The 25,808-nt window shown below is 70.3% G+C and carries 24 protein-coding genes, 1 pseudogene and 1 riboswitch; of the genes and pseudogenes, 12 read left to right on the forward strand and 13 right to left on the reverse strand.

From position 1 onward, the window contains the following. Positions 1–28: 28 nt before the first annotated feature. Positions 29–157, reverse strand: a riboswitch (cobalamin riboswitch). 27 nt (positions 158–184) lie between these two features. Next, the gene (locus tag AB0I10_RS14530) at positions 185–772 is read right to left on the reverse strand and encodes an FABP family protein (protein WP_363152782.1); all 588 of its coding nucleotides are present in this window, start codon (positions 770–772) and stop codon (positions 185–187) included. A 336-nt stretch (positions 773–1,108) separates the two neighbouring features. Between AB0I10_RS14530 and AB0I10_RS14535 the strand changes: the two genes are divergently transcribed. After that, complete coding sequence (locus AB0I10_RS14535; RefSeq protein ID WP_363152783.1) at positions 1,109–1,477, forward strand: DsrE family protein; 369 nt, start codon at positions 1,109–1,111, stop codon at positions 1,475–1,477. A gap of 25 nt (positions 1,478–1,502) precedes the next feature. On the opposite strand, the gene AB0I10_RS14540 is transcribed toward AB0I10_RS14535, so the two are convergent. The 7 genes from AB0I10_RS14540 to AB0I10_RS14570 all read right to left on the reverse strand — a co-directional run bounded on the left by AB0I10_RS14540 (position 1,503) and on the right by AB0I10_RS14570 (position 6,065). Further along, positions 1,503–1,775, reverse strand: a complete 273-nt coding sequence (locus tag AB0I10_RS14540; RefSeq protein ID WP_363152784.1) for a DUF3099 domain-containing protein — start codon at positions 1,773–1,775, stop codon at positions 1,503–1,505. 155 nt (positions 1,776–1,930) lie between these two features. Continuing rightward, on the reverse strand, positions 1,931–2,218 hold the full coding sequence (locus AB0I10_RS14545; protein WP_237320662.1) for a DUF1416 domain-containing protein: 288 nt from the start codon (positions 2,216–2,218) through the stop codon (positions 1,931–1,933). A 36-nt stretch (positions 2,219–2,254) separates the two neighbouring features. Further along, a complete protein-coding gene (locus AB0I10_RS14550; RefSeq protein WP_363152785.1) occupies positions 2,255–3,100 on the reverse strand; it encodes a sulfurtransferase in 846 nt (281 codons plus the stop codon). A gap of 185 nt (positions 3,101–3,285) precedes the next feature. Beyond that, complete coding sequence (locus AB0I10_RS14555; RefSeq protein WP_363152786.1) at positions 3,286–3,393, reverse strand: Ms5788A family Cys-rich leader peptide; 108 nt, start codon at positions 3,391–3,393, stop codon at positions 3,286–3,288. 283 nt (positions 3,394–3,676) lie between these two features. After that, positions 3,677–4,375 carry a DUF2993 domain-containing protein gene (locus AB0I10_RS14560; RefSeq protein WP_363152787.1) on the reverse strand — a complete coding sequence of 233 codons (699 nt, stop codon included), beginning with the start codon at positions 4,373–4,375 and terminating at the stop codon, positions 3,677–3,679. 189 nt (positions 4,376–4,564) lie between these two features. Then, positions 4,565–5,809 (reverse strand): hypothetical protein, encoded by a 1,245-nt coding sequence (locus tag AB0I10_RS14565; protein ID WP_363152788.1) that lies wholly within the window; start codon positions 5,807–5,809, stop codon positions 4,565–4,567. Between the two features lie 10 nt (positions 5,810–5,819). Continuing rightward, the gene (locus AB0I10_RS14570; RefSeq protein ID WP_363152854.1) at positions 5,820–6,065 is read right to left on the reverse strand and encodes a MoaD/ThiS family protein; all 246 of its coding nucleotides are present in this window, start codon (positions 6,063–6,065) and stop codon (positions 5,820–5,822) included. A gap of 205 nt (positions 6,066–6,270) precedes the next feature. On the opposite strand from AB0I10_RS14570, the gene AB0I10_RS14575 reads away from it, so the two are divergent. From AB0I10_RS14575 to AB0I10_RS14605, 7 genes are all read left to right on the forward strand, one after another. Then, positions 6,271–8,004 carry an ABC transporter ATP-binding protein gene (locus AB0I10_RS14575; RefSeq protein ID WP_363152789.1) on the forward strand — a complete coding sequence of 578 codons (1,734 nt, stop codon included), beginning with the start codon at positions 6,271–6,273 and terminating at the stop codon, positions 8,002–8,004. 110 nt (positions 8,005–8,114) lie between these two features. After that, positions 8,115–10,025 (forward strand): ABC transporter ATP-binding protein, encoded by a 1,911-nt coding sequence (locus AB0I10_RS14580; RefSeq protein ID WP_363152855.1) that lies wholly within the window; start codon positions 8,115–8,117, stop codon positions 10,023–10,025. Positions 10,026–10,659: 634 nt separating this feature from the next. After that, the gene (locus AB0I10_RS14585) at positions 10,660–11,517 is read left to right on the forward strand and encodes a response regulator transcription factor (RefSeq protein ID WP_363152790.1); all 858 of its coding nucleotides are present in this window, start codon (positions 10,660–10,662) and stop codon (positions 11,515–11,517) included. Between the two features lie 24 nt (positions 11,518–11,541). Beyond that, the gene (locus tag AB0I10_RS14590; protein ID WP_363152791.1) at positions 11,542–12,567 is read left to right on the forward strand and encodes a LacI family DNA-binding transcriptional regulator; all 1,026 of its coding nucleotides are present in this window, start codon (positions 11,542–11,544) and stop codon (positions 12,565–12,567) included. A 120-nt stretch (positions 12,568–12,687) separates the two neighbouring features. Then, positions 12,688–13,710, forward strand: a complete 1,023-nt coding sequence (locus tag AB0I10_RS14595; protein WP_363152792.1) for a trypsin-like peptidase domain-containing protein — start codon at positions 12,688–12,690, stop codon at positions 13,708–13,710. Positions 13,711–13,795: 85 nt separating this feature from the next. Then, entirely contained in the window at positions 13,796–14,533 is a 738-nt protein-coding gene (locus tag AB0I10_RS14600; RefSeq protein WP_363152793.1) for a response regulator transcription factor, read from the forward strand. 62 nt (positions 14,534–14,595) lie between these two features. Beyond that, the gene (locus AB0I10_RS14605; protein WP_363152856.1) at positions 14,596–16,026 is read left to right on the forward strand and encodes a HAMP domain-containing sensor histidine kinase; all 1,431 of its coding nucleotides are present in this window, start codon (positions 14,596–14,598) and stop codon (positions 16,024–16,026) included. On the opposite strand, the gene AB0I10_RS14610 is transcribed toward AB0I10_RS14605, so the two are convergent. Then, on the reverse strand, positions 16,023–17,408 hold the full coding sequence (locus AB0I10_RS14610; RefSeq protein ID WP_363152794.1) for a DUF2993 domain-containing protein: 1,386 nt from the start codon (positions 17,406–17,408) through the stop codon (positions 16,023–16,025). The genes AB0I10_RS14605 and AB0I10_RS14610 overlap by 4 nt on opposite strands. Positions 17,409–17,855: 447 nt before the next feature. Between AB0I10_RS14610 and AB0I10_RS14615 the strand changes: the two genes are divergently transcribed. Next, positions 17,856–18,713, forward strand: coding sequence for an NAD(P)H-binding protein (locus AB0I10_RS14615; RefSeq protein ID WP_363152795.1), 858 nt, complete (start codon positions 17,856–17,858; stop codon positions 18,711–18,713). On the opposite strand, the gene AB0I10_RS14620 is transcribed toward AB0I10_RS14615, so the two are convergent. Then, complete coding sequence (locus AB0I10_RS14620) at positions 18,692–19,267, reverse strand: hypothetical protein (RefSeq protein ID WP_363152796.1); 576 nt, start codon at positions 19,265–19,267, stop codon at positions 18,692–18,694. The two genes, AB0I10_RS14615 and AB0I10_RS14620, sit on opposite strands and share 22 nt — an antisense overlap. Positions 19,268–19,412: 145 nt before the next feature. On the opposite strand from AB0I10_RS14620, the gene AB0I10_RS14625 reads away from it, so the two are divergent. Continuing rightward, a complete protein-coding gene (locus tag AB0I10_RS14625) occupies positions 19,413–20,360 on the forward strand; it encodes an aminoglycoside phosphotransferase family protein (RefSeq protein ID WP_363152797.1) in 948 nt (315 codons plus the stop codon). A gap of 62 nt (positions 20,361–20,422) precedes the next feature. Here AB0I10_RS14625 and AB0I10_RS14630 read toward each other — a convergent pair whose 3' ends face one another. After that, positions 20,423–20,923 (reverse strand): DUF3574 domain-containing protein, encoded by a 501-nt coding sequence (locus AB0I10_RS14630; protein WP_363152798.1) that lies wholly within the window; start codon positions 20,921–20,923, stop codon positions 20,423–20,425. 200 nt (positions 20,924–21,123) lie between these two features. On the opposite strand from AB0I10_RS14630, the gene AB0I10_RS14635 reads away from it, so the two are divergent. Further along, entirely contained in the window at positions 21,124–22,014 is an 891-nt protein-coding gene (locus tag AB0I10_RS14635) for a hypothetical protein (protein WP_363152799.1), read from the forward strand. Positions 22,015–22,126: 112 nt separating this feature from the next. Here the strand turns inward: AB0I10_RS14635 and AB0I10_RS14640 are convergent. Then, positions 22,127–23,937 (reverse strand): annotated as a pseudogene (locus tag AB0I10_RS14640) (bifunctional metallophosphatase/5'-nucleotidase). Positions 23,938–24,120: 183 nt separating this feature from the next. Between AB0I10_RS14640 and mshD the strand changes: the two are divergent. Continuing rightward, complete coding sequence (gene mshD, locus AB0I10_RS14645; RefSeq protein WP_363152857.1) at positions 24,121–25,038, forward strand: mycothiol synthase; 918 nt, start codon at positions 24,121–24,123, stop codon at positions 25,036–25,038. A gap of 64 nt (positions 25,039–25,102) precedes the next feature. On the opposite strand, the gene AB0I10_RS14650 is transcribed toward mshD, so the two are convergent. Beyond that, a complete protein-coding gene (locus AB0I10_RS14650; RefSeq protein ID WP_363152800.1) occupies positions 25,103–25,708 on the reverse strand; it encodes a GNAT family protein in 606 nt (201 codons plus the stop codon). Between the last annotated feature and the right edge of the window lie 100 nt (positions 25,709–25,808).

Consider the following 25,808-nt stretch of genomic DNA (forward strand, 5'->3'; position numbering starts at 1 on the left):
GGTGTCCCATCGCAGTCCACGGCGAGTTGTCAGGATCAGGCGCCGCCGCGGGTGATCGGGCTTGCGGAAGGGGCTTCCGCTCAACCGTTGCGGGTCAGCGCCGGACTCTCACCGGACTTCCCCCGCGGGGCGCGTAACGCTGGGTCGTACTGGGTGCTGCTGTGCTGCTGTGCTGCTGTGCCGGTCAGCCCTTGTAGGGCGTGCCGTCCGGGTTGAAGAAGGAGACGCCGTCCGGCATGTCGTCGGGCAGGCTCTCCGCCCACTGCTTCAGATCGGCGACCTTCTTCAGTTGCGCCGACATGTACGGGCGCAGCGGCACGTCGGGGGTGGCCTTCTCGCCGACCCACATCAGGTCGCCGTTGACATAGCCGTAGAGCCGCTTGCCGCCGCTGTACGGGCCGGAGGCCGCGGTGCGCGCGACGGCGTCGGTGGCCAGGTCGATCTGCGGCTTCCGGTCGGCGAGCTCGCCGTACCAGACCTCGACCACGCCCTGGTCGCGGATCATCACGATCTCGACCCTGCGGTCCGCGTCGATCCGCCAGTAGCCGCTCTCGGTCTCCAGCGGGCGGACCTTCTTGCCCTCGCTGTCGAGCACCCAGCTGTGCGAGGTGTATTCGAGGAAGTCACGGCCGTCGTGGGTGAAGGTGACCTCCTGCCCGAAGTTGCACTTCTCGGTGCCAGGGAAGTCGGCGACGCCCGCGCCCTCCCAGTTGCCGAGGAGGAAGGCGAGCGGCACGAGGGCCGGGTTCAGGTCGGACGGGATCTCGATCATGAGCTCAGGCGATCTTTAGGGGGCGAAAGGAGGGGTGCGCGACGCGCTCGTACGGAGGACGGGCAGGTCAGCGCTGGCCCTGGTACAGCTTCTTCCAGGTCAGACCGGCGAAAGCGACCACGCCGACGCCGACGAGGACGAGCAGGGTGGTGAAGACTGCCTCAAGCACGAGCGCGCTCCTTGGACGGAGTGAGGTTACGGACCGCCTGCGAGTCTAGTCGGCGACCGTGGCAGCGGCGCTGTGAGGTCCGCCGCCAAGCTCTTAAGGAGCAGGGGTACCCCCATCCTGCTGCACCTCTAGGCCCTGACCTATCGGACAGACCCTAGTCTGGCCGCATGGCGAAGAAGAAGCTCGTGATCAAGGCGACGGCAGGGGCGGACGCGCCCGAGCGGTGCTCTCAGGCGTTCACGGCGGCGGCGGTGGCCGTGGCCAGCGGGGCCGAGGTCTCGCTGTTCCTGACCGGGGAGTCGACGTGGTACGCGCTGCCGGGGCGGGCGGCCGAGTTCGAGCTGCCGCACGCGGCACCACTGCCGGATCTGATCGGGGGGATCACAGCGGGCGGCGGCGTGATCACGGTGTGCTCGCAGTGCGCGGCCCGCCGGGGGATCGAGGAGAAGGACCTCATCGAGGGCGCGCGGATCGCCGGGATGCAGGTCTTCGTCAGCGAGATCATGGCGGACGGGGTGCAGGCGCTGGTCTACTGACCGCCGCTCCCGCCGCCACCGGTGATCACTTGTGGTCGTCCAGCTCGCGCCACCAGCGGTCGGACTCCGGGTCGCCGCTCTCGTCCCACCAGCGTTCGCCGGGCTCCCTGCGGTTGCCGATGATCGCGGCGATCGGCGGGATGACCATGGCGACGACGCACATGCCCACGGCCACCGGGATCGACCAGAGCCGCACCACGCTCCAGGCCAGCACGAACAGCACGATGCACACGCCCATCAAGATGAAGTACTTGCGATGACGGCGTTGTGGCGCCGGCAGCCGACTGTGCGCGTACATACGTCCACGGTAGATCCGGGCGGGGCGGGGAGGAAGTCGGTACGCCCGGCGGGAAGAGGCGCGCGGGGCGCCGCCGGTCCCGGACAGCGCGGAGGGCCGCACCCCTGCCCAGGTGTCCAAACCCCAGGGGTGCGGCCCTCCGGCCGGCAGCGTCGTCAGACGGCGATGGCGACCTCCGCCAGGCCGCCCTGCTGGGCGACGACGGTGCGGTCCGCGGTGCCGCCCGGGACGAGTGCACGCACAGTCCAGGTGCCCTCGGCCGCGTAGAAGCGGAACTGTCCGGTCGCCGAGGTGGGGACCTCGGCGGTGAACTCGCCGGTGCTGTCCAGCAGACGGACGTAACCGGTGACGGGCTCGCCGTCGCGGGTCACGCTGCCCTGGATGGTGGTCTCACCGGGCTTGATGGTCGAGGCGTCGGGGCCGCCGGCCTGTGCTCCACACATGGGTACTTCCTTGAGGGGTTGGGGTTTTCGCCGGACTTACTTGTTGGCGCCGAGCTCGATCGGCACGCCGACCAGCGAGCCGTACTCGGTCCAGGAACCGTCGTAGTTCTTGACGTTGGTCTGGCCGAGCAGCTCGTGCAGCACGAACCAGGTGAGCGCGGAGCGCTCACCGATACGGCAGTAGGCGATGGTGTCCTTCGCCAGGTCGACGGACTCCTCCTGGTAGAGGGCCGTGAGCTCGTCGTCCGACTTGAAGGTGCCGTCGTCGTTGGCGTTCTTGGACCACGGGATGTTGCGGGCGCTGGGCACGTGGCCGGGGCGCTGCGACTGCTCCTGCGGGAGGTGCGCCGGCGCGAGCAGCTTGCCGCTGAACTCGTCGGGCGAGCGGACGTCGACCAGGTTCAGGCTGCCGATGGCGGCGACGACGTCGTCACGGAAGGCGCGGATGGAGGTGTCCTGGGCCTTGGCCTTGTACTCGGTGGCCGCGCGCTGCGGCACCTGCGCACCGTCGACCAGGTCACGGGAGTCCAGCTCCCACTTCTTGCGGCCGCCGTCGAGGAGCTTGACGCTGCCGTGGCCGTAGAGCTTGAAGTACCAGTAGGCGTAGGACGCGAACCAGTTGTTGTTGCCGCCGTAGAGGATGACGGTGTCGTCGTTGGCGATGCCCTTGGCCGAGAGCAGCGCCTCGAAGCCCGCCTGGTCGACGAAGTCGCGGCGCACCGGGTCCTGGAGGTCCTGCTTCCAGTCGATGCGGACCGCGTTCTTGATGTGGTTCTTGTCGTAGGCCGAGGTGTCCTCGTCGACCTCGACGATGACCACCTTGGGGTCATCGATGTGGGCCTCGACCCAGTCGGCGTCCACCAGGACGTCGCTACGGCTCATTTTCTTCTCCTCCGGGGCAGTTGCGGGGGGCAGTTGAGGGGTGTGCGTGTACACGCGGTTACGCCGAGTGCGCGCTCAGGGCACTTCCCGTATGGGGGCCGGGGTATGCGCGCGGCGCTGCGCGGGTTACCTGCGGGGGCGGCCCGAGCGGGCCGACCGGGTGAGGACGGGGGTGGGAGGGCCCGTCAGACAGGGCGACAGAGCATGGCGGCGACGCGGCACAGGTCCACTGCCCGCCGCTTCGTAAGTACCGCCTGTCCCCGCGGACGGAGACCGCTCAATGCGCTCTGCATGGCCCCGATCGTAGGGAGGGACGACGGGGCGTGTCACCGGCGTGTCAAATGACGAGACGCGTTTGTCCGGGATGTGGGATCGATGCGGGTGGCAGGTGGCCGCCTGCCGTCCCGGGGAGTCGGTGCGCCCATGGGGGGTCTGGCGTACGGACTGCCGCGTCTCAAAAAGTGGACAGTGTGCTGGTGGGGGCGGGCTGCGGCCCGCGGGCCGGGGCAGGTCGGCCGGGGCGGGCGGGCCGGTGGGGCGGCCCGCCGCGAATCCTCGCCGGCCGGGGGTCCGGCGTCAGCCGGGGAGCTTGACGTTCTTGCCGGAGGCGGCGATCGAGATGCCGTCCCGCATCGTCTCCACCCGCTCCAGCTTGAGGTTGCCGGGCAACTGCGCCAGCTTCCACTCGTGGTCCGTCTGGGTGCGCACCTTGCTCTCGCAACCCGGAATCGCCTTGCACATCATCGGGACGCTGTCGGCGCGCAGCCGGACCGTGGTGCCGTCGACGCTGAGCGAGCCGGTCACCTCCAGCGAGCTGAGGACCGGGAGATTCGGCGTGATCTTGACCTGGCTGCGGCCGTTCTTCTGGCCCGCGTAGCTGATCTTGACGCCGCCGCCCGCGGCCTTGGTCAGATCCGTGTACGAGATCCGGGCGTCGCCGGTGGCCGAGGCGGCGCTCTTGACGGACGTGTAGTCACTGCCCAGCTCGACGTCGTGGAACTGGGCGCTCAGCTTCTCCACCCGCAGCGTGCGCCCGTCGGCGCTGGCCTCGACGCCACCGAGCTCGGCGTCCACCTCGGTCAGGTTGCGGCCGATGACCTGGGTCAGGAACGGAAAGCCCTTGATCGAGACGTCCGGCGTCCGGTCCAGCCCCTGACTGCTGCGGATCTTGTCCGCGGCCTTGTCCTCGGCGAGATTCACCGCGATCCGGTCGCCGGCCACCAGAAGCGCCACGACTATCACGGCGATGAACAGCAGCACCCGTAGTGCACGCATCGAACCACTACCCCCACACAACGGCCGGAAGCCCGGCCGTCTGATCGGTGCAGGCCCCCTGCCTGCGCTTTCGGGGAGCCTAGACGAGTCGGTCCGGGAACGCTGCTGCCCGCCTCCGTAAGGCGCGATCTCTCGCCTCCCCGGAGACGGGCAGCAAGTCCCGTACGACAACCCTGCGGGTCGATACACCTAGCCCAGTGCGCGGCCCAGGACGTACACCGCCGGTGCGGCGAGGGTCAGCGGCAGGGCCACCCCGGCCGTCATGTGGACGAAGCGGGACGGGTAGTCGTAGCTGGCCACCCGGAGGCCGGTCAGGGCGCAGCCGCCGGCCGCCAGACCCAGCAAAGCGCCGGAGGGCCCGAGGCCGGTCAGCTGGCCGGCGGCGATACCGGCGCCCACGGCGGCCGCCAGCGCGACGGTCACGGAGACGGCGGAGGGCAGCGGCAGCGCGCGGGCGAGCGTCGCCACACCGACCGCGGCGGCGCCGACCGTCACCGCGTGTGAGGCGGCCGCGAGCTGGCCGGCGGCGAGCACCGCCAGCGCGGTCGAGGTGAGGCCGGCGGTCAGTGCGTACATCCGCTCGTCGGCGCTGCTGCGGTTGCGCAGCTGGAGGATGAGGACGAACAGACACCAGACGCCGAGCGTGCCGATGGCCACGACGGGTGCGTTCTCGCGGTCGGTGGCCAGTAGCGCGATGTCCGTGGTCAGACCGGCGAGGAAGGCGAGCGCGATGCCCTGGCGGGCGGGCCACATGCCGTTCAGCCGGAACCAGCCGGCGGCCGTGACCGCCTGCAGCAGCACCACCGGCACAACGAGCGCCCAACGGCCGAGCGGCGCGGTCACCGCGAGCAGCAGGGCGAGCCCGGCGGTCAGCGCGGCCGGCTTCAGGCCCGGCGGGATGATCGGCGACCGGCCCTCGGCGCGGGCCCGCTGGTTGGGCGCGAGCGGCGCGGTGGAGATGGGCCGGGGCGCGGCCCCGGCGGCCGGGGGCTTGGCGGCGGCCGCTCCCCGGGCGCCGGCCGGCGCGGCCGCGGCGGGCCGGGCCTGCGCGGGGTGCTGCCGGGCGTACGGCTCCTCGGGCGGCGGCGCGGTCTGGTGCTGCGACGGGACGCCGCCCGGGGCGGACGTGTCCGGGGCAGGTCCCGGCAGCGGCTGGATGCCGGTGTCCCAGGTCGTGGTGTTCCAGGTCTGGGTATCGGGGCGCTCCGGGGGCTGCTGCCCGTACGCGTCGTACCCGTACTGGTCGTTGGCGTAGTGGCCCTGGCTGCCGGCCGCCGGCCACACCGGCTCCTGCGGCTGCTGCGCGTAGGGGGCGTAGTGCTCCTGCTGCTGGCCGTACGACGCCTGCGGGCCGTACGCCCCCTGCTGTGGGTGGGGTGCGTACGGATCGTGCGGCTCGTACGGATTCTGGGGCTGCGGCTGGTTGTCGTTCATGATCGTGTGCTCACCCTCCCGCGAACGGCGGCAGGACCTCGACGGTGCCGCCCTCGGCCAGTGCCACCGCCGTGTGGTCGCGGGTGCCGACCGGATCGCCGTTCACCAGGAAAGAGCAGCGCATCAGGACGCGCGCGAATTCGGGGTTCGCGGCATGCGCGGCGCGCGCTGCGTCGAGCGCCTCGGCGAGCGTCGCCGCCGCGTACGGCTCCTCAGCCGTGCCGGCGGCGGCTTTGGCCGCGGCCCAGTAGCGCACGGTGCCAGTTGTTGTCACGGCGGCCTCTTCGTCGTGTCGGTCCGGGGCTGCCGCTGTGCGGGAGGCCCCGTCGTTGCCGCCTCCATGATGGCCTACGCGGCGGCGGTTCCGGCTCCGGGCAAGTTCCGGCAAAGGCTCAGCGCCGGGACGGAGGCAGCTTCGGAAATTCGATTGCCGAAGGCAAGTGTTCGCATACGCTCTATGCGTGTTGGTCCGACTCGCGCGGGCGCATCTGCGGCCCCACAGGCGCTCGATATCCCTGATCGTTTTTCTCCAGCTGATCCAGACGCTGGCGACCCTCTATTTGCCCACCCTCAACGCCGACATCATTGACAACGGTGTCGTGAAGGGGGACACGGGCTATATCCTCCGCCTCGGCGGAATCATGACCGCCATCACTCTGCTGCAGATCGTCTGCGCCATTGGCGCCGTCTATTTCGGCGCCCGCACCGCCATGGCGCTGGGCCGGGACATCCGCGCCGCCGTCTTCGACCGGGTGCAGTCCTTTTCCGCCCGGGAAATGGGCACGTTCGGCGCGCCCTCGCTGATCACCCGCACCACCAATGACGTCCAGCAGGTCCAGATGCTGGTGCTGATGACGTTCACGATGATGGTCTCGGCGCCGATCATGTGCGTCGGCGGCGTCATCATGGCGCTCAATCAGGATGTGCCGCTGTCGGGCCTTCTCCTGGTCATCGTCCCGGTCCTCGGGATTCTCGTCTCACTGATCGTGCGCCGGATGCGGCCGCTGTTCCGCGGGGTGCAGGAGCGCATCGACACCGTCAACCGCGTACTGCGCGAGCAGATCACCGGTATCCGCGTCATCCGCGCATTCGTCCGCGACCGTCATGAGCGGGAGCGGTTCGCCGCGGCCAACACCGATCTGTACGACGTGTCGGTGCGCGCCGGCCGGCTGATGTCGATGATGTTCCCGCTGGTCATGCTGATCGTGAACCTCTCCAGCGTGGCCGTCGTCTGGTTCGGCGGGCTGCGTATCGACAGCGGCGCCATGCAGATCGGCGCGCTGACGGCGTTCCTCAGCTATCTGATGTACATCCTCATGTCGATCATGATGGCGACGTTCATGATGATGATGCTGCCGCGCGCCGAGGTCTGCGCCGAACGCATCGAGGAGGTGCTGGCCACCGACTCCAGCGTCGCCCCGCCCCGGAACCCGGTCACCGAGCTGCGCCGGCGCGGCGAACTGGAGCTGCGCGACGTGGAGTTCCGCTTCCCCGGCGCCGAGCAGCCGGTCCTCAAGGACATTTCCCTGGTCGCCCGCCCCGGCGAGACCACCGCCGTCATCGGCTCGACGGGCAGCGGCAAGTCGACCCTCCTCGGGCTCGTACCGCGGCTGTTCGACGCGACCGGCGGCGCGGTCCTGGTGGACGGCGAGGACGTCCGCACCCTCGACCAGGAGACGCTGGCCGGCGCCATCGGCCTCGTCCCCCAGAAGCCGTACCTCTTCTCCGGGACGGTCGCGACCAACCTGCGTTACGGCAATCCGGACGCCACCGACGAGGAGCTGTGGCACGCGCTGGAGACCGCGCAGGCGCGGGAGTTCGTCGAGCGGATGGAGGGCGGGCTGGACGCCCCCGTCGCGCAGGGCGGCGGCAATGTCTCCGGCGGCCAGCGGCAGCGGCTGGCCATCGCGCGGGCGCTGGTGCGCCGCCCCGAGATCTATCTCTTCGACGACTCCTTCTCCGCGCTGGACTACGCGACGGACGCGGCGCTGCGGGCCGCGCTGTCCCGGGAGACCGACCGGGCGACGGTGGTGATCGTCGCGCAGCGGGTGTCCACCATCCGCGGCGCCGACCGGATCGTCGTCCTGGACGAGGGACGGGTCGTCGGCACCGGTACGCACACCGAGCTGATGGCGGACAACGAGACCTATCGGGAGATCGTGCTCTCCCAGCTCACCGAGCAGGAGGCGGCGTGACCACCGCGGACAAGGGAGCGGCCTCCCGGACCGAGGCCCCCGAGGCCCCACAGCCCTCACGGACAGCCCCCGCACGGGGTCCGGCCCCGGCCGTGGGACCCGCCCGGATGATGGGCGGCCAGCCCACCGAGAAGTCGATGGACTTCAAGGGCTCCGGCAAGCGGCTGCTGGCCCAGATGCGGCCCGAACGCGGCATCTTCTCGGCCGCGCTGGTGCTCGGCGTGCTGAGTGTGGCGCTGGGCGTGGTGGCACCGAAGATCCTGGGCCATGCCACCGACCTGATCATGGCCGGCATCGTCGGCCGCCGGCTGCCCGAGGGCATCACCAAGGCGCAGGCCGCGGCCCAGCTGCGTGCGAACGGCCAGGGCGGGCTCGCCGACATGCTCGGCACGATGCCGGTCGTCCCCGGTCACGGCATCGAATTCGGCGCCGTCGGCATGGTCCTGCTCTGGGTGGCGGTGATCTACGCGGCCGCCTCGCTCTTCGGCTTCGTGCAGGCCAGGATCGCCACCCGGGTCGTCCAGCGCACCGTCTTCCGGATGCGCGAGCAGATCGAGGAGAAGCTGGCCCGGCTGCCGCTGAGCTACTTCGACAAGCAGCAGCGCGGTGAGGTGCTCTCCCGGGCGACCAACGACATCGACAACATCCAGCAGACGCTTCAGCAGACCCTGAGCCAGATCATGGCGTCGCTCCTGACCATCCTCGGTGTCCTCGCCATGATGTTCTGGATCTCGCCGCTGCTGGCGCTGGTCGCGCTGATCACCGTCCCGGTCTCGGTCCTCGTCGCCGCCAAGGTCGGCAAGCGGGCCCAGCCGCAGTTCGTCCAGCAGTGGAAGACGACCGGCAAGCTCAACGCGCACATCGAGGAGATGTACACCGGCCACTCCCTGGTGAAGGTCTTCGGCCGCCAGCGGGAGTCCGCCGAGCTGTTCCGCGAGCAGAACGAGGCCCTCTACACCGCCGGCTTCAAGGCGCAGTTCATCTCCGGGATCATCCAGCCCGCGATGATGTTCATCGGCAACCTCAACTACGTCCTGGTCGCGGTGGTCGGCGGTCTGCGGGTGGCCTCCGGCGCCCTCTCCATCGGCGACGTCCAGGCCTTCATCCAGTACTCCCGGCAGTTCAGCCAGCCGCTCACGCAGGTCGCCTCGATGGCCAACCTGGTCCAGTCCGGTGTCGCCTCCGCCGAGCGGGTCTTCGAGCTGCTGGACGCCGAGGAGCAGGTCCCGGACGCGACCGAGCCGGCCCGCCCCGAACACGTCACCGGGCGCGTCGACTTCGAGAAGGTCGCCTTCCGCTACGAGGCCGACAAGCCGCTCATCGAGGACCTGTCACTGTCCGTGCACCCCGGCCACACGGTCGCCATCGTCGGCCCGACCGGCGCCGGCAAGACCACCCTGGTCAACCTGTTGATGCGGTTCTACGAGGTCAGCGGCGGCCGGATCACCCTGGACGGCATCGACATCGCCGCCATGTCCCGCGAGGAACTGCGTTCCAACATCGGCATGGTCCTCCAGGACACCTGGTTGTTCGGCGGCACGATCGCGGAGAACATCGCCTACGGCGCCCCCGCCGGCACCTCGATGGACAAGATCGTCGAAGCGGCGAAGGCCACCCACGTCGACCGTTTCGTCCGCACCCTCCCGGACGGCTACGACAGCGTCATAGACGAGGAGGGCGGCAATGTCTCGGTCGGCGAGAAACAGCTGATCACCATCGCGCGCGCGTTCCTCGCCGAGCCCGCGATCCTCGTCCTCGACGAGGCCACCAGCTCGGTCGACACCCGCACCGAGGTGCTGATCCAGCACGCCATGGCCCAGCTCCGCACCGGCCGTACCAGCTTCGTCATCGCGCACCGCCTCTCCACGATCCGCGACGCCGACCTGATCCTGGTGATGGAGTCCGGGGCGATCGTCGAACAGGGCACCCACGACAGCCTGCTGGCGGTGGACGGCGCCTACGCGCGGCTGTATGCAGCGCAATTCGCCGGAGCTTCGCCTGCCCCCCACGCTTTCGGCTGACCCGCCGGCACCGTGGGGAGGAAGCAGTGCGCAGGGGGCACGCCCCTGTGCGCCCCCGGCGCTCCCCCTGGCCGGAAAACGCCGTAGGAAACGTGATCCCGTCCGCATGCTGGGATAGCGCGGCAGCTGTGCGGCGGAGTGCCGGGCGTTTCCGGGGCGCCGGTGAAACCGTGTACGAGGACCAGGGCAGGGGCGTCGGCGGAGGTGGGGAAATCCGCTTCGGGGCGGGCCCGGCGGGGGGTCTGTGCGACCTCGATCCGGATGTCGTCGTACGTCAACGAGGACGCCCGCTGACCACTCGAAGTGATCAGCGGAACACAAGAACGTGCAAAATCGGCCTCGGCTCCGAACCCCAGGTGAGCTATTCTGCTGGGCAAGAAGGATCCGGGCAGCGTAGCCCCCGGGTCCTTTTGTGCTTTCTTACGCGCGTGCCGCGCTGCCGGAAGCACCGTACGAAGCAGGGCCGCAGAAGACTCCCCCGGCCGAGGCCGGGAGGTGCCCCCGTCGCAGGGACCGAGGAGGAACCAGACGTCATGGGCAAGAGAAGCAAGCCGGACAGCGAGCCGCACAGGACGAAGCACATCGAGTACGCCGACCACACAGCACGCGCCGAGTACCGGGCAGGTGGTCGTAAGTGAGCTCGCTCCTGCTGCTGACCAACGCACTCCAGCCGTCGACGGAGGTGCTCCCCGCCCTCGGCCTGCTGCTGCACAGCGTGCGAGTGGCCCCCGCCGAGGGCCCGGCCCTCATCGACACCCCAGGGGCCGACGTCATACTGATCGACGGCCGCCGTGATCTTCCCCAGGTGCGGTCGCTGTGCCAGCTGCTGCGGTCCACCGGACCGGGCTGTCCGCTGGTGCTGGTGGTGACCGAGGGCGGACTCGCCGCCGTCACCGCGGACTGGGGCATCGACGATGTTCTGCTGGACACGGCGGGACCCGCCGAGGTGGAGGCGCGGCTGCGGCTGGCGATGGGCCGCCAGCAGATCACCACCGACGACAGCCCCATGGAGATCCGCAACGGTGATCTGTCGGTGGACGAGGCCACGTACAGCGCGAAGCTGAAGGGCCGGGTCCTGGACCTGACCTTCAAGGAGTTCGAGCTGCTGAAGTACCTGGCGCAGCACCCGGGCCGGGTGTTCACCCGCGCCCAGCTCCTCCAGGAGGTGTGGGGCTATGACTACTTCGGCGGTACGCGGACGGTCGATGTGCACGTACGGCGGCTGCGCGCGAAGCTCGGCCCCGAGCACGAGTCGCTGATCGGCACGGTCCGTAACGTCGGCTACCGCTTTGTGACGCCCGAGAAGGTGGAGCGGGCGGCGGCCGAGGCACAGGCCAAGGAGGACGCCGCGAATGCGGCCAAGGCTGTGAATGCGGCCAAGGCCGCGAATGCGGCGAAGTCCTCCCCGGACGGCTCCGGTGCTGGTGGCGGCTCCGTGAGGGCGGCGCAGGCGGGCGCAGAATCTGTGCCCGTTCGGCCTGCCCAGCGGTAGTACCACCCGCGTAGACTGCCGCGCGTGGCCAAGGTGACGCGAGATGACGTGGCAAAGCTGGCGGGGACATCCACCGCCGTGGTCAGCTACGTCATCAACAACGGACCGAGGCCGGTCGCCCCGGCCACGCGCGAGCGGGTGCTCGCCGCCATCAAGGAGCTCGGCTACCGGCCGGACCGCGTCGCCCAGGCGATGGCGTCCCGCCGTACCGACCTCATAGGCCTGATCGTGCCGGACACCCGGCAGCCGTTCTTCGCGGAGATGGCGCATGCCGTCGAACGGGCCGCCTCCGAGCGCGGGAAGATGGTCCTGGTCGGCAACGCCGACTATCTCGACGAGCGCGAGGTGCACTATCTGCGTGCCTTCCTCGGCATGCGGGTGTCCGGGCTGATCCTGATCAGCCAGGGCCCCAGCGAGCACGCCGCCGCCGAGATCGACGCCTGGGACGCCCGGGTGGTGCTGCTGCACCGCCGGCCGGACGCCATCGACGATGTCGCGGTGATGACGGACGACGTCTGGGGCGCGCAGCTGGCGACCCGGCATCTGCTGGAGCACGGCCACCCGTACGTCGCCTTCCTCGGCGGTACGGAGGAGACCCCGAAGTCCGGCGACCCGGTCACCGACCACGTCGAGGGCTGGCGCCGCGCGATGCAGGAGTCCGGGAAGACGACGGAGGGGCGCTATTTCCTGGCGCCGTACAACCGCTACGACGCCTACCAGGTCGCGCTGAAGCTGCTGGCGGGCCCGGAGCGGCCGCCGGCCATCATGTGCGCGACGGACGACCAGGCGATCGGTGTGCTGCGGGCCGCCCGTGAGCTGCGGATCGATGTGCCGGGCGGGCTGGCGGTCGCGGGCTTCGACGACGTGAAGGAGGCGGCGCTGACCGACCCGCCGCTGACGACGGTCGCCTCGGACCGTGAGGCGATGGCGCGCGCCGCGGTCGATCTGGTGCTGGACGACGGGCTGCGTGTGGTGGGCTCGCGCCGCGAGCGGCTGCGGCAGTTCCCGTCGCGGCTGGTGGTACGGCAGTCCTGCGGGTGCCGAGACTGACCGGCGGCCGCCTCTGGCGGGCAGTGCGCCCGGCTTCCTTATCCCGGGCATACCGACTTCTGTCGGGCCTCTCAGGACGTTCTCAGACGGTTCTCATGCTGCGGTCGCACAGTCATAGCCATGACCGAGAGCTACCGCCGAAGCGGCGATGAGACGTCCCCGGACCGGCCGTACGCGTACGGCGACGCCTTCGGGCGGGCGGTCCCGCCGCCGCCCCCGTACATGCCGGATGCCGCCCCGCGCGAGCCGCGTCGCAGGGCGCGCCGTCCGATCGCGCTGATCGCGGCGGTGGCGCTCGCCTCCGGGCTCATCGGCGGCGGCAGCGCGGCGCTGATCGCCGGCGCCACCAAGGCGTCGCAGGACGGCGGCGCCGCCACCCCGGTCGTCAATGCGGGCAAGAACAGCGGCAGCGGCGTCTCGGGGGTGGCCAAGGCGGTCAGCCCGGCCATAGTGGAGATCAACGCGCGGACGGCCGGCGGCCAGTCCACCGGCTCCGGCGTGGTCATCACCCAGGACGGCGAGATCATCACCAACAACCATGTGGTGGCCGGCGCGGACACCGTCACCGTCAGCTTCAGCGACGGCAGCAGGAAGACCGCCAAGGTCGTCGGTTCCGACGCCGACAAGGACCTGGCGCTGATCAAGATCAACGGCGCCAAGGGCCTGACCGCGGCCGCGCTCGGCGACTCCGACCGGCTCGCGGTCGGCGACCAGGTCGTGGCGATCGGCTCGCCCGAGGGCCTCACCGGCTCTGTGACCAGCGGTATCGTCTCCGCGCTCAACCGCGATGTCACCGTCCCCAAGGACCAGGGCCGGGGGCAGCAGGGGCCGGACGGTCCGGGCGGCGGCTGGCCGTTCGAGTTCGGCGGCAACCAGTACAACGGCGACACCGGCTCGTCGAAGACCTCCTACAAGGCCATCCAGACCGATGCCTCGCTCAACCCGGGCAACTCCGGCGGCGCGCTGATCAACATGCAGGGTCAGATCGTCGGCATCAACTCCGCGATGTACTCGCCGAGTTCGGCATCGAGCAGCACCGCGGGCAGCGTCGGTCTCGGATTCGCCATCCCGATCAACACCGTCAAGGCCGACCTCGAATCGCTGCGCGGGGGCGGCAGCGACGGCGCCAGCAGCGGCGTCTGACCGCGCGGCCGTGCGAGGCTGATGGACGCGCCTTGAGCCGTCCTGCCGTCAGCTGTTCCGTCCCACACCCGAGGTAACCACGCACATGAGTCCCGCCGAGCACGGTGATCAGCCCGCCCGCATCCTGATCGTCGACGATGAGCCCGCGGTCCGCGAGGCGCTGCAGCGTTCGCTGGCGTTCGAGGGCTACGGGACCGAACAGGCCGTCGACGGTCTGGACGCGGTGGAGAAGGTCGCCGCGTACGACCCGGAACTGATCGTGCTGGATGTGCTGATGCCGCGGATGGACGGGCTGACGGCCGCCCGCCGGCTGCGGGCGAGCGGGGTGACCGTGCCGATCCTGATGCTGACCGCGCGGGACACGGTCGGCGACCGCGTCACGGGACTGGACGCCGGCGCCGACGACTACCTCGTCAAGCCCTTCGAGCTGGATGAGCTGCTGGCCCGTATCCGGGCACTGCTGCGCCGCAGCTCGTACGCGGCGGCGGCCGGTGCGCAGCCCGAGGAGGGCGAGACGCTGTCCTTCGCCGATCTGCGGATGGACCTGGCGACCCGCGAGGTGACCCGGGGCACCCGACCGGTCGAGCTGACCCGTACCGAATTCACCCTGCTGGAGATGTTCCTCGCGCACCCGCGCCAGGTCCTCACCCGTGAGCAGATCCTGAAGGCCGTGTGGGGCTTCGACTTCGAGCCCACCTCCAACTCCCTGGATGTGTATGTGATGTACCTGCGCCGCAAGACGGAAGCGGGCGGGGAGCCGCGGCTGGTGCACACGGTGCGGGGGGTCGGGTACGTCCTGCGGGCGGACGGCGGAGCGGAGTGAGCGCGAGCGGAACCGGCCCCCTGCCCCGCCTCCGGCGGCTGCCGCTGCGCTCGCGGCTGGCGATGCTGGTGGGCCTTGCGGTGGCGGTGGCGGTCGCCGCCTCGGCCGCGGCCTGCTGGCTGATCACCCGCGACCGGCTCACCGAGCAGCTGGACGAGACGCTGAGCTCCGTCAAGGTGGACGACAGCTATGTGAAGGCGCTGATCGACCACTGCAACGGGCGGCCCGGTCTCCGTTTCCAGCCCACTCCGTACACCGTCCGTCTGGTGTCGTCGAGCGGCTATGTCTGCCGGGCGCCCAACAAGGCGGAGATCCCGGCGCAGCGGGCGGATGTCCTGGTGGCCGAGGGGCGGCTGACCTCCAGTGTGCGCACCGCCAAGGACGAGAACGGCACCGAGATGCGGGTGTCGACCATGCTCTACCACGGCCTGGTCACCGACACGTCGGGCAATCCGCTCGCGATCTCCGTGGCCACGCCCATGGACCAGGTCACCCAACCGCTCAACCACCTCGCGCTGGTGCTGTTGGTCGTCGCCGGCGTCGGCGTGCTGGGCGCCGCGACCGCCGGACTCTGGGTCGCCCGGGCCGGCCTCAAGCCCGTCGACCGCCTCACCGAAGCCGTCGAACACGTCGCCCGCACCGAGGACTTGGCCATCCGCATCCCGGCGGACGGCGAGGACGAGATCGCCCGCCTCTCCCGCTCCTTCAACTCCATGACCGCGGCGCTGGCCGCCTCCCGCGACCTCCAGCAGCAGCTGATCGCGGACGCGGGCCATGAACTGCGTACCCCGCTCACCTCCCTCCGCACCAACATCGACCTGCTGGTGCGCAGCGAACAGTCCGGCCGCCCGATCCCCGCCGTGGACAAGGCGGCGCTGCTGGCGTCGGTGAAGGCGCAGATGGGGGAGCTGGCGGCGCTGATCGGCGATCTGCAGGAGCTGTCCCGGCCGCCGGCCCCCGGGCAGTCCGCCGGCGGCATGGCCGATGTCGTGGCGCTGCACGACGTCGTCGGCACCGCGCTGGGCCGGGCCCGGCTGCGCGGCCCGTCGCTGACCCTCACCGCGGACCTCGACCCCTGGTACGTACGGGCCGAACCGGCCGGGCTGGAACGCGCGGTGGTCAATCTGCTCGACAACGCGGTGAAGTTCAGCCCGCCCGGCGGCACCGTCCAGGTCCGGCTGACGGCCGGCGAGCTGACCGTCCGGGACCACGGCCCCGGCATCCCGCAGGACGAACTGCCGCATGTCTTCGAGCGGTTCTGGCGCTCGCCGTCCGCGCGCAGCCTGCCGGGCAGCGGCCTGGGCCTGTCGATCGTGGCCCGTACGGCGGAGCAGACGGGCGGAGACGTACGGCTGCGGGCCGCGGCGGGCGGTGGCACCGAGGCGGTACTGACGGTGCCGGGTGCGGCGACGCCGCCGCCGGAGATGCCGGAGCCGGCGGAGCCACCCGGACCGCCGGAGCGGCCGGGACCGCCCGCTCCTTCCGCTCCTTAGCCCTTCTTCTGCTTCTTGGCCGCGTCCCCGACCGGCAGGTCAGACCCCGACAGCTCGACGCGGATGCCGTCCTGCTCGACGGAGATACGACGCAGCCGGATGTCGCCGGGCGTCTTGGGCAGCTGGAAGGACAGCGACAGCCGGTCCGCGAGCTGCGGCTTGGTCAGCCCGGTCAGCGCGCCCAGCACCTTCGGGTCGATGCCGACCTTCTCCAGCAGCCAGGGGTGGTCGATCACCACATCGACGAGATTGACCTGCATCAGCTGCTCGACGAAGCGCGGCGACCCGGTCAGCTCGTGCAGCTTCTGCTCGTTGTGCAGTGCCTGGTCGATGTACGCCTTGGGAATGCCGATCCGGTCCGCGATCGCCGGAATGCTCAGCATCGCCTTGACCTTGGCGGCCTGCCGGCTGACCTCGGCGGCGGCCTTGCGGGTCAGCCGCAGGCCCTCTTCCTTGCCGGTGCCGGGGCGGTAGACGGCGACATCGCCGATCTCCAGCCGCATACGGCTGATGTCGGTGGAAATGCCGCGGTCACCCGCCCGCTGAATGCGCGCCTCCGCCTGTACGCGCAATTCATGACCGGCGATCGGCAGCCGGCCGACGGCCCGGACCGCATTGGGGCCCATTTCGCTGAATTTCACCTGCGAGGCGCCCAGCTCGCGATTCATGTCGTCGAAGGCGAGCAGCACGCTGCCGTGCATTTTGCCGATCGTGGCGCCCTTGATGGAGGTGGGGAGATCGCCTTCGATCCGCACATCGTTCGCGGTCGCCTCGATTTTCGCCAGCGAGACCCGGTCGGCCGCCAGGTCGGGAATGGTGACGCTCACCTGGTCAAGGCGCTTGTCGAAGACCTGGGTCAGGAAGGGAAATCCCTGGATGTCGACTTCCGGCTTCGCCGTGAGTTTCAGCGACTGCTTCAGTTTCTCCTCGGTCTTGTCCTGCGCGTACAACACGGCGAAACGGTCGAGCAGGGTGAGGAATGCCGTGCACACCAGGACGGCGACCAGCAGTTTCAGGGTGAGCGGGACGGCGGCGAAGCGGCTGACCCCGCGCTTCGTACGCCGGTGGTTCGGCGCCGTCCAGGCCTCGTCGTCCCCGTCGTCCGCGCGCAGCCCCAGCCCCAGGGGATCGTCGCTGCCGTCGCGCTCGTTGAGGTAGGTACGGCGGCGGTGCGTGCCACCGTATTCCGTGCCGTATTCCGGTTCGGGTGCCAGCTCCGGCTCGGGGTCGGCGAGGGCGGCCAGGTCCGCATAGGGATTGACCTTTTCGAGCCGTCTGGTGTCGCTGTGCGAGTCGTCCGGAGCGCCCGCTGCGCGGGAATCGGTGCCAGGCTGAGCGGAGCCTGAGGGCGAGGGTGAAGCTATGCGTATGGGGGTTCGCATCCGCTTATCCCACCATGCGCGGGACCCTTGAACGCAACTCTTACCAGCGGTATGCGAGATAGGTGAAGGTTGTCCTGTCGGTCTTGGCGAAAAATTACCGCTACTTGAGGGCGATCTGATCTTCCGTCACCACACGTGGTGACGCGCCCGCTACGGCCCCGCATATTTGTGACCTGAATCACCGTCATGGGCGGGCATGACCTGACCCGCCGTCACGGTTCTTGAAGCAATGAGTTGTAACGCAGCGAGTCTTAACACAACGAGTCTTAACAGAGCGAGTCTTAACGCAACGTCGTAACGCAACGTCGTAACGCAACGCGTCTCAATGCGGCGAGTCTCCATACGGCTCGTCATCTGGACTTCCGTCACCCACCCGTCTGCTACCCCTCCCACCAGCCTTATTCGTTCATCGGCCGGAAAAAGGTCGTCATCCGTGAAGGTGGCCTCATGATCGTGGTAACCGGAGCAACCGGCAACATCGGCCGTAGCCTTGTCGGCGGGCTCCTCGGCGAGGGCGCGGCCGTGCGCGCGCTGACCCGCGACCCCTCGCGCGCCGCGCTGCCCGCCGGCGCCGAGACGGTCCGCGCGGACCTCACCGACGCGAAGGCGCTGGAGTCGCTGCTGGCCGGTGCCGACGCCCTCTTTCTCAACCTCGCCGCAGGCGGCCAGCAGGCCGCGACGGCGCTGACCGACGCCGCGGTGCGGGCCGGCGTCGGCCGTATCGTCCTCAACTCCTCGATGGCGGTGACCGATACCCCCGCCGACGAGACCAACTTCATCGCTCGGATGCACGCCGCACTGGAGCGCGTGGTCCGTGACTCCGGCCTGGAGTGGACCTTCGTCCGCGGCAGCAACTACGCCACCAACGCGCTCGGCTGGGCCCCGTCGATCCGCGAGTTCGGCGTGGTGCGCGACGCGCATCCGGGCGCGCAGGGCGTCCCCGTCCACGAGGACGATCTCGCGGATGTCGCCGCCGTCGCCCTCCTGGACCGCACGGGCGCCCACCTGGGCAAGGCCCATGTCGTCACCGGCCCGGAGTCGAAGACGGTGGCGGAACAGGTCGCCGAGATCGGGCAGGCCATCGGGCGCGAGACGCGGATCGACCAGATCGCCGAGGAGGAGGCCGCCGAGGCGTGGGCCGGGCCGCACCTCCCACTGGAGGCCGCGCGGGAACTCGTCCGGCTGTACGGCGAGTCGGTCGGCGAGCCCCCGTACCCGGTCTCGGACGCCGTCGAGCGGGTCACCGGCCACCCGGCCAGGACGTTCGCCCAGTGGGCACGGGATCACGCCGCCGACTTCTCCTGAACGGGGCGGCCGCCGGTGCCTCCGGCGGCCCGCCGGCCCCGCCGGGCGAGCACCGCCAGCGGCAGCATCAGCACTGCCCCCACGAAGAAGTACGTATTGATCACCATCCCCGTCCAGAAGTCCGCGGACCCGACGTCGATCGGCTGCTCCTCCAGGGCCAGCAGCCCGCGCGGGGTGAGCCCGGTGGCCGTGGTGATGTTCTCCACGAGGCCGGGACCACCCCGTACGACCAGCAGGATCGCGCCGAACCAGAGCGGCAGCAGCAACAGCCGCCCCGGCAGGCGGCGGCCCCACGGCCGGACTGTCGCCAGCGCCAGCGCCGCGCCGACCGCGGACATGACGACGATCAGCGCGTCGTAGGCGAGGAAGACCCACAGCGGAGCGTGATCCGTGGCGCCGTCGCCCATCGCGTTGCGGTAGTCGATCCCCATCCAGACGTGCCAGACGAACGAGGCCGTCAGCCAGCCGAACGCCGCGTACGCCCAGAAGGCGATGCGGCGCCGCAGCGGGGTGTGAGGCGGCGGAGAACCCGGGGAATAGCGTGGCGGAGTCATACCCGGCACGCTATGAACGCGCGCCACCGTACGGCGTCCTGCTCGGGGCGGGACCATCTCCCCCGTGAGGCGGAGGCCCCTCTCGGCCTCGGGGCGCCCCGAAATTCCGTTGATCTTCCGTACGTTGGGCCCATACGGTCCGCGCATGCTGCCTCGCGTGGACACGGACGACGAGTGGGACGCGATCGTCCCCGACGAACGGGTGATCCGGCCGGGCGCCGCCGCCCTCTGCGCACGACTCGGCCTGCCCGACGCCCCCCTCACCCGCTTCCCGGCCGGCTCCCAGCCCGTCTACGCGGTGGGTGACCGGTACGTCCTCAAGCTCTTCCCCACCGCGAGCGCGGCCGACGGCCTTGCCGAGGCCCGCGTCCTTTCCCACATTCAGGGCCGGCTGCCCGTCCCCACCCCCTATGTGCACGACGCCGGGGAGTACGACAACGGCTGGCACTACGTCCTGATGTCCCGGTTGCGCGGCACCGATCTGGCCGTCACCTGGCCGCGCATCCCCCGCGCCGAACGGGACCGCATCGCCACCGAGTGCGGCGAGACCCTGGCCGCGCTGCACGCCCTCGACCCGGCCCCGCTCGCCGACGTCCTAGGCCCCGGCGACTGGGACACCTTCCTCGACACCCAGCGCGCTTCGGCGGTGGACCGCCAACGCGCTCACGCGCTCCCCGAACCTTGGCTGGAACAGATTCCCGGCTTCCTCGAATCGGTGCCGCTGCCCCCGCAACCGTCAGGATCCCGGCTCCCGGGGGCGCTCCTCCACACCGAGTTCATGCGCCAGCACCTGACCATCGACGAGCACGACGACTGGCGGCTGACCGGCCTCCTCGACTTCGAGCCCGCCATGATCGGCCACCGCGCCTATGACTTCGTCGCGGTGGGCCTCTTCGTCTCGCGCGGCGACCCGCGCCTCCTCGCCCGTGTCTTCCGCGCGTACGGGGAGACCTTCACCCCTCGCGAACTCCTCGCCCACACACTCCTGCACGTCTACAGCAACGTGCCCTGGTATCTGCGGGAACTGCCCGCCCCACCGGAGCCGACCCTGGAGTCCCTGGCGGAGACCTGGTTCGGCACGGCGGGGCAGTGACAGGTCACCTGACGACCACCTGACGACCACCTGACGGGACAGGTGACAGATCACCTGACCGGTCAGAAGTCGACGCGGGCGCGGTCGTCGACGCGGGCGACGGACTCCTGCCCGAAGCGCTTGTTGTACGCGCTGCGGATGTACTCGATCGCGGGGTCGTTCGGGCGGGCCTTGGACGTGGGATAGAACAAGGTCAGCTCGTAGGAGCGCTCATGCTCGATGACGCCGTGCGCGTCCCGGTACTGGCCCTGGCCCTCCTGGATGGTCAGCCCGTCCGGGAAGCGGGGCGTGACGACCTCGTCGACGAACGCATGGAACTGCTTGTCGGTGACGGGCGGGCCACCGTCCGGGCGGGCGGTACCGAAGAAGAGACTGGTCTCGATATAAGGATCGCCGTGCACGGCCTGCGGCGGCTGGGAGGCAGGTGCGGACGCGGGCGCGGACGCGGACGCGACGGCGGGTGCGGAGGCGGGCGCGGCGGCGGGTGCGGAGGCGGGCGCGGCGGCGCCGAGCAGGGCGGTGGACAGCGCCAGGACTGCGAGACGCAGACGGGGCTGGGACATCGATGCCAACGGACTTCCTCTCGTGGGGACTCGGCCGGGTAACGACCGTAGGGGGCAGAGGGGATGCGACCTGGGGATATAAGCCACTCTTCGGGTGAGGGCGGCCATCGCGCCCAGGGGCAGGCCCTCGCCATGCAGGGGCCACAGGTCGGGTGGATACGCTGGCCGGATCCACTGTCACGGAATTGGGGAACCGCCGTATGGCGATGCGCAAGAGCACGATGAAGGAGCAGGTCGCTGCGGCGATAGCCCAGCAGGCCCCCGGAGACCGGGCGTTGGTGTCGATCACCTGCCTGACCGGGCCGACCCCCTGGCTGACCGGGGCGCTGGGCCTGATCGGCCAGATGCTGGTGAAGTACTACTTCGTCACTGTCACCGACCAGGCGGTCGTCCTGCACCGGATGCACCGGATCAACCAGCGGCCGCAGGAGATCACCTACGCGATCCCGCGCGACCAGGCCCAGTCGGCCATCTCCGACGTCAATGTGAACCCGCTCTGGAGCTCGTTCCGCCTGGCGCTCCCGGGCGAGGCGGCCCCGGTCCGGCTGAACGTCCACCGGATCTGGCGGGACGAGATGGAGCAGCTGCTCGCCATGATCGGCGGCGCGCCGCAGCAGGGTTTCGCGCAGCAGCAGCCGGGCATGCCGGGCCAGCAGCAGCCGGGCATCGCCCCGCCGCAGCAGGGCTACGCGCCGCAGGGGGCACCGCAGTTGGGGCAGCAGGTTCCGCCGCACGGCGCGCCGCAGCAGCAGCCGGGTTATCAGCAGGCCCCGCAGCACGCTCCCCAGCAGCAGCCCCAGCCCGGCTACCAGCAGGCTCCCCAGCAGCAGCCCCAGCCCGGCTACCAGCAGGCTCCCCAGCAGCAGCCTCAGCCGGGCTACCAGCAGGCCCCGCCGCAGGCCCCCCAGCAGCCCCAGCCGGGCTACCAGCAGCCCCAGCAGCAGCCGGGCTACCAGCAGGCGCCGCCGCAGCAGCAGCCCCAGCCCGGTTACCAGCAGGCGCCGCAGCAGGGTCAGTACGGCTACCCGGCAGGCCAGCCGCAGCAGCCCCCGTACGGCGCCCCGCAGCAGGGCAACCCGTACGGCGGCTGAGCGCGCCACCCGCAAACGCGATGACGGCCCGGTGGGGGATCCCCACCGGGCCGTCGCCGTATCCCCTGTTTCTCTACCTCACGACATTTCTCTACTTCACGACCGTATTTCTCTACTTCACGACCGTGATGCGGTCCGCCTTCGGCGGGTTGAGCGGGCTGTCCGCCGAGGCGTGGGCGGCCAGGTAGGCGGTGAGGGCGTCCAGGTCGGGCTTGCCGACGTACTTGTTCCTGCCCTCCTTGAAGGCCGCGAAGCCGTCACCGCCGCCGGCCAGGAACTCGTTCATGGCGACGCGGTACGTCTTGGCCGGGTCGATCGCGACACCGCCGAGTTTCACCGAGTCCTTGACCACGCGGTCGGCGCCGGTCTTGGTCATGTCCAGGGTGTACGTCAGGCCCCTGGAGATCTGGAGGATCTTCGGGGAGGCCGCGTTCGGGCCGCTGACCTGCTGCTGGAGGCCGGTGATCAGCTGCTCGCCGGTGAGGTCGATGACGTTCATCATGTTCGTGAAGGGTTGGACGGTGAACGCCTCGCCGTAGGTGACCACGCCGTCCCCCTCCCCGCCGGACGCCTTGAAGGCGAGGTCGGAGCGGATGCCGCCGGGGTTCATCAGCGCCAGCTGGGCCCCGCCCTTGCCGTCCGGCTGGGTGGCCTCCAGCTGGGCGTCCGCGATGACGTCGCCGAGCGGTGACTCGGGGGCGTTCGCGCCGCGCCCCGCGATGTCCGCGGTGATATGGCCGACGGGGCGGTTCGCGATCGGCGCGGCGAGCTTGTTCCAGCGGGTGATCAGGGACGTCATGTCCGCGGCCTTGGGCTGGGTGCGGTTCACGACATGGTTGACCGCGCCGGGCGCCTTGACGCTGGTCCGCACGATGTCCTTGGTGCGGCGGTCGTACGTCAGCGTGGTGTCCGTGTAGAGCTTGCCGTACGACGCGGCGGAGGTGACGGTGCGCGGGGTGCCGGACGGGTCCGGGATGGTGCAGGCGTATGCCTGGTGGGTGTGGCCGGTGACCAGCGCGTCGACCTTGGGGGTCACGTTCTTGGCGATCTCGGTGATCGGGCCGGAGATGCCGTCGCCGGGTCCCGGGCTGTCGCAGTTGTAGTTGTAGGAGGTGGAGGCCGGCAGGCCGCCCTCGTGGAGGAGCGCGACGATGGACCGTACGCCCTGCTTGTTGAGTTCCTTGGCGTACTTGTTGATCGTCTTGACCTCGTCGTGGAACGTCAGGCCTTGATGCCCTCGCCGTTGACGATGTCCGGCGTGCCCTCCAGCGTCACGCCGATGAAGCCGATCTTGACGCCCCGGTGTTGCCAGACGGTGTACGGCTTGAGCAGTGGCTTGCCGGTCTTCTCGTCCGTGACATTGGCCGTGAGGTAGGGGAAGTCCGCGCCCTGGAACTTCTTGCCGTCCTCGTAACAGCCGTCCTTCGGGTGGCAGCCGCCGTTCTGGAGGCGCGTCAACTCCGTCCGGCCCTCGTCGAATTCATGGTTGCCGACGGAGGTGACGTCCAGGCCCAGCTTGTTCATCGCCTCGATGGTCGGTTCGTCGTGGAACAGACCGGAGAGGAGCGGGCTGCCCCCGACCATGTCACCGGCCGCGGCGGTGACGGAGTACGGGTGTCCCTTGCGGGCCGTGCGCAGCGACTGGGCGAGATATTCGACGCCGCCCGCTTCGACGGTCTTCTTGCTGCCGTCCGGCTGGATCTCCTCGACCGTGCCGGAGGAGCCCTGCGGCGGTTCGAGGTTGCCGTGGAAGTCGTTGAAGGAGAGAAGCTGTACGTCGACCGTGCGGCCTGAGTGGCGGGCCGGGTCGCCGTTCGCACCGGCCGGCAGGGCGGTGGCGGTGATACCGACGGCCGCAGCCAGTACGGCGGCCGCGGCCGTCAATCTACGCGCGATACGGCGCCGTTGAGGCGTCGTTGACATGTGATCCCCCTCGGGTACTGGACGGACGACGATCGTGTGTCCGAGCGGTCGGCAGCTTATTGTCAACGCGCGTAGCGCAACAGGGGGAGAAGGGTTACGAGCTGGTTGCCGGGGAGCGGCGGCGTACGGGACCAGGGCCCGGCAGCGCCGTACGCTTCAGATATGACTGACGCTGCACACGAAATGGGCCGGACCGGCCGCAGGATTCAGGTGGCCGACGAGCTGGCCCCGGAAGAGGCCGCGGCCGTCCTTGAGCTGATCGGGCGGGCCACGCGGACGGACGGGCAGCCCGCCGTGTCCGAGCAGGGGCGCTTGCAGCTGCGTGGCGGGCGGCGCGAGGGGGTGCGGCATCTGCTGGTGTACGTGCCCGAGGACGACACGGAAGAGCTGGTCGGGTACGGGCAGCTGGAGGACACCGACCCGGTGGAGGCGCCGGCCGCCGAGCTGGTCGTGCACCCCGGCTACCGCGGCCGCGGGCACGGCCGGGCGCTGGGCGCCGAGCTGCTGGCGCAGTCCGGGCGCCGGCTGCGGGTGTGGGCGCACGGCGGGCATCCGGCCGCCCGGCACCTCGCCCAGACCCTCGGTCTGACGATGTTCCGGGAACTGCGGCAGATGCGGCGCTCGCTGACGGACCTCGACCTGCCGGAGCCGGTGCTCCCCGAGGGCGTGACGGTACGGACCTTCCAGCCGGGCGTCGACGACGCGGCCTGGCTGGAGGTGAACGCGGAGGCCTTTGCGCACCACCCGGAGCAGGGCTCGCTGACCCAGCGCGACCTGGATGCCCGGATGGCCGAGTCGTGGTTCGACCCGAAGGGCTTCTTCCTCGCGGAGAAGGACGGGCGGCCGGCCGGCTTCCACTGGACCAAGGTGCATGCCGAGGAGGGCCTCGGCGAGGTGTATGTGCTCGGGATCCGGCCGGGTGCGCAGGGCGGCGGCCTGGGCAAGGCGCTGACCGCGATCGGGCTGCGGCATCTGGCGGCGGAGGGACTGCCGACGGCGATGCTGTACGTGGACGCGGACAACGTGGCGGCGGTGACCGTGTACGAGCGGCTGGGGTTCCTCACGCATGAGACGGATCTGATGTACCGCTCGGAGACGTGAGAGGCGGGGAGAACGGGGATGCGAGGGGGCGGGGCGGGCCTCACCCCGTGCGTCAGGCTGTGCGTCAGGCCGTGTGTTGGGCCGCCCGCCACTCGCGTGCCAGCATCGCGTAGATGACCTCGTCGGCCCATTCGCCGTCGAGGAACTCGTTCTCCCGCAGATGGCCCTCGCGACGCATCCCCAGGCGCTCCAGCAGATTCGCCGAAGCGGTGTTGCGCCCGTCCAACTCGGCCTGGATGCGGTGGAGTCGCAGGTCCTCGAAGCCCAGTTTCAGTAGTGCGCGGGCGGCTTCGGTGGCGTAGCCGCGGCCGGCGAAGTCGGGGTTGAAGACATAGCCGATGCCGCCCTGGCGGTGTTCCCCGCTGGTCCATACGAAGGTGACATCGCCGACGAGTTCGCCTGTCGCTCGGACGACGGCGGCCAGTTGGAGGATGTCGCCGGGCTCGCGCAGCGTCGTACGGGTCGCCTTGGTGGCGATGGAGGCGCGGGAGCCGTCCTCGTCGAGGGGGCCCCAGTAGAGGTAGCGGCAGACCTCGGGGCGGCGCTGGTAGGCGTGGATCGCCTCGAAGTCGTCGGCGGTGACCGGGCGGAGATCCAGGCGCTCGGTGCGTATCGGGTAGTCGGGGGTGTACGGCAGCGGCGGGGTGGGGGGTGCGGAAGGTGTGGGCACGCGGGGAGCGTATGCAGCGGAGGCCCGGGGGCGCAGCCCACTTTTCGCATGCTTTCACTAGTTGATTAGTGGAACGCGAAGGGGCCTCCGATAACCTGCG

It is taken from the genome of Streptomyces sp. NPDC050636 (assembly GCF_040654775.1).
Lineage (GTDB): Bacteria > Actinomycetota > Actinomycetes > Streptomycetales > Streptomycetaceae > Streptomyces.